At 67.9% G+C, this 3,585-nt stretch carries 4 protein-coding genes and 1 tRNA gene; 2 read left to right on the top strand and 3 right to left on the bottom strand.

The genetic code is table 11. The features are described 5' to 3' along the window. Nucleotides 1-139: 139 nt before the first annotated feature. The 3 genes from nusG to PKH97_RS15020 form a co-directional block, all read right to left on the bottom strand. Nucleotides 140-1,021, bottom strand: coding sequence for a transcription termination/antitermination protein NusG (gene nusG / locus PKH97_RS15030; protein ID WP_324388391.1), 882 nt, complete (start codon nucleotides 1,019-1,021; stop codon nucleotides 140-142). 81 nt (nucleotides 1,022-1,102) lie between these two features. Next, nucleotides 1,103-1,297: a preprotein translocase subunit SecE gene (secE, locus tag PKH97_RS15025; protein WP_324388393.1), complete on the bottom strand. Its 195-nt coding sequence runs from the start codon at nucleotides 1,295-1,297 to the stop codon at nucleotides 1,103-1,105. A 115-nt stretch (nucleotides 1,298-1,412) separates the two neighbouring features. Beyond that, nucleotides 1,413-1,485 (bottom strand) — tRNA-Trp (locus PKH97_RS15020). Between the two features lie 163 nt (nucleotides 1,486-1,648). Between PKH97_RS15020 and PKH97_RS15015 the strand changes: the two genes are divergently transcribed. Together PKH97_RS15015 and PKH97_RS15010 are read left to right on the top strand one after the other, a co-directional pair. Next, on the top strand, nucleotides 1,649-2,968 hold the full coding sequence (locus PKH97_RS15015) for an aminotransferase (protein ID WP_324388390.1): 1,320 nt from the start codon (nucleotides 1,649-1,651) through the stop codon (nucleotides 2,966-2,968). Between the two features lie 4 nt (nucleotides 2,969-2,972). Further along, the gene (locus PKH97_RS15010; RefSeq protein WP_324388389.1) at nucleotides 2,973-3,485 is read left to right on the top strand and encodes a DUF5709 domain-containing protein; all 513 of its coding nucleotides are present in this window, start codon (nucleotides 2,973-2,975) and stop codon (nucleotides 3,483-3,485) included. Nucleotides 3,486-3,585: the final 100 nt, after the last annotated feature.

Here is a 3,585-nt window from a genome sequence, read left to right as displayed (position 1 = left end):
CGTGGGCCGACGCCGTGGGCGATGACCCGGTTGCACCGCCGAACCGCGAGCTTGCAGCCTGGTTCGGCGGAAATCTTCAATTGTGCGAGCGGAGCGAGCTCCGCGCGTTCGGGGGGAAACGGGGGCGGAGCCCCGTGTCTTAGATCTTGGCGACCTGGCTGAAGCCGAGTTCGACCGGGGTCTCGCGGCCGAAGATCGAGACCAGCACCTTGAGCTTCTGGGTGTCGGGGTTGATCTCGGAGATCGTGGCCGGCATGGTCTCGAAGGGGCCTTCCATGACCGTGACCGACTCACCGATCTCGAAGTCGACAATGGTGGTCGTCCCGCCCTTGCCGCCCACTCCGCCCGCCACGCCCTTGGCGGGCTTGGCCGCGCCGAGGTCGACCGGCTTGAGCATGTCGAAGACCTCATCGAAGCTCAGCGGCACGGGGGCGTGCGCGTTGCCGACGAAGCCGGTGACCCCGGGCGTATGCCGCACGGCACCCCACGACTCATCGGTCAACTCCATCCGGACCAGGACATAGCCGGCATACCGGACGCGGTGCACGACCTTCTTCTGGCCGTTCTTGATCTCGGTGACGTCTTCCATCGGCACCTGGACCTCGAAGATGTAGTCCTCCATGTTGAGGGAGGTCATGCGAGTCTCGAGGTTGTGCTTGACGCGGTTCTCGTAGCCCGCGTAGGAGTGGATGACATACCAGTCGCCGTACTTGGCCTTGAGCTCGTCACGGAAGGCCGCCACGGGATCGGCGGGCAGCAGGTCGCCGTCCTCGTCCTCGAGCACCTGGCCTTCGGCGGGCGCCCGGTCGTCCTCGAGCGCGTGGCCATCGGCGGACGCATCGTCGTCCGCGGCTTCGTCGGCCAGAGCCTCGTCCTCGGTCACCGCATCGGTGCCTTCGGGGGTCCCGACCTCGAGGTCGACGTCGGCGGCCTCGGTCGCGACGAGGTCGTCGGCGCGCACATCGATCGCGGCGGCGTCGAAGTCCTCGGGCTCCTGCGGAGCGTTCACGTCCTGCGACATCGGTGTACTACCTCACGTTCTTCTCGAGCCAGGGCTGGCGGTCTTCGTGGCACGGCGCTCGCCGGCCCGCGGGCTGAGGGGTCAGCCCCCGAAGACCCACATCACGAGTTTGCTGAAGCCGAAGTCCAGACCCGAGGTCAACGCCATCATGAAGGTCACGAAGACGATGACGACCAGGGTGTAGTTGATCAACTCATCGCGCGTCGGCCGCACGACCTTGCGCATCTCGTCGATGACCTGACGGATGAACAGGCGCAGCCGCGCGATCGGGCTCAGGCCCTTGCCGCTCTTGGCCGGGCGGCTCGCGCTACCGCGGGCCGGGGCGTCGAGGTCGGTCACGGGTCAACTCGCTTCTGGTCGTTCTGGGTGGACTACGGCCGGGCCGTTACCGCAGGGCAGGAGGGACTCGAACCCCCAACCGCCGGTTTTGGAGACCGGTGCTCTACCAATTGAGCCACTGCCCTAGGGGAACGCGCGGGTCGGAGACACGGTTCCCGGGTGGTCGCGGGCATGCCGGAGCAGCCATGGACCAGGGATCAGCATACGGGACGATCGTGGGTGCACGCGAACCGCGGCCGCCCTCGGGGCCGCTCGCGAACGGCATACGGAAAGTGGAACGATGGGCGGGTGAGTGACGCGAAGCAGCCGTTGTCGTCCCTGTCCGCCGCGCAATTGCGCGACTACCTGGCCGCCCAGCAACGCGCGTACACCGTGCTGCAGGAGCGCGGCCTGGCGCTCGATCTGACGCGGGGGAAGCCGAGCACGGCGCAACTCGACCTCTCCGACGAACTCTTGCACCTGCCGGTCACGGTCAAGGACGGCGACGGGGTCGACTGCCGCAACTACGGGGGGCTGACCGGGATTCGGGAGATCCGCGAGATGTTCGCGGATCTGCTGTGGGTCGAGCCGGAACAGGTGGTCGCCGGGGGCAACTCCAGCCTGACGATGATGCACGACTGCCTCGTGCAGATGCTGCTGCACGGCGCCGTCGACTCGGCGCGGGCGTGGGCGCGCGAGGAGCGGGTGAAGTTCATCTGCCCGGTGCCGGGGTATGACCGCCACTTCACGATGCTGGCGTCCTATGGCATCGAAATGATTCCGGTCGACATGCTCGCAGACGGTCCGGATGCGGACGCGATCGAGGCACTCGTCGCAACCGATGCCGCGATCAAGGGCATGTGGATCGTCCCGACCTATGCCAACCCCTCGGGCTCGGTGATCAGCATGGAGGTTGCGTCGCGGCTGGCCGCGATGCCGACGGCAGCACCCGACTTCAAGATCTTCTGGGACAACGCCTATGCCTTTCACCACCTGACCGAGCAGGAGGCCAAGGGCGTCGACATCCTTTCCGTCTGCTCCGGGGCGGGTCACCCCAACCGGCCGATCATGTTCGCGTCCACCTCCAAGATCACGTATGCCGGCGCCGGTGTCGCCTTCCTGGCCGCGAGCGCGGAGAACGTCGCCTGGTATCTGCGCCATCAGCAGTTCGCTTCGATCGGGCCGGACAAGCTCAACCAGTTGCGGCATGTGCAGTACTTCAAGACGCCCCAGGGGGTGCGCGACCTGATGGTCAAGCACCGCGAGATCCTCGCGCCCAAGTTCGCGGCAGTGGACGCCGCGCTGACTGCGGAGCTCGACGGCCTGGAAGTGGCGACCTGGTCGAAGCCGACGGGCGGGTATTTCGTCAATCTCGATGTGCTGGACGGGACGGCCGGCCGGGTGGTCGCGCTGGCCAAGGCCGCTGGGATCGTGCTGACGCCGGCGGGGGCGTCTTTCCCGGGCGGTCACGATCCGCGGGATCGCAATATCCGGCTCGCGCCGTCCTTCCCCGTGCTCGCGGATGTCGAGACAGCGATGGCCGGCGTGGCCACCTGCGTGGCTCTCGCGAGCGCCGAGAAGCTGGCGGCGCGGCATACGGCCGCCGCGAGCACCCCGGAAGGAGAATGAGGTCATGTCCGAGCAGACCGAATCGATCAATGACGACCTGACGGCCTACAGCCTCGACGACGAGGACCAACTGCAGCCCGAGGACACCCTCATCGACGACGGCATCGACGATGTCCTCGACCGTGGGTACTCCCCCGCCGACACCGACCGCGGATCGCGCGCCTTCGGCGTGACGGCGAGCGAGCAGGCCGGCCACGAGACGATCGACCAACGAGTGCTGCAAGAGGTCCCCGATCCGGACTCCGCCTATGGCGCGCCGCTGAACGAGTCGGGGCTGGATGTCGAGCCGCTCGGTGGCGACGACCCCGATGCCATACCGGCCGACGAGGATTGGCTCGGGGATGCCGAGATTGGCGACCGGCGGGCCGGCCGGTTGGTCGCGCCCGACCAGGGATTGGGCCCGGATATCGAGGGCGACGTCTACGGCACCGATGTGGGCATCGACGGGGCGGGCGCCTCCGCCGAGGAAGCCGCGATGCACATCATCGACGGCGACGACGTCAGGTACGACGACTGAGCACTGAGCACGAACCGAGCGACGCCTCCGCGGGCGGCGATCGCTCGGCTGGGCAGGGGCCGGCCGGCGCAGCCGGGACGGACGCAGGCCGGACGGGCGC

This window comes from Nostocoides sp. (assembly GCF_035343835.1).
GTDB classification, from domain to species: Bacteria; Actinomycetota; Actinomycetes; order Actinomycetales; family Dermatophilaceae; genus Nostocoides_A; species Nostocoides_A vanveenii.
Note: the sequence above shows the minus strand (reverse complement) of the source record. Positions and strands in the feature narration are given on the sequence as shown.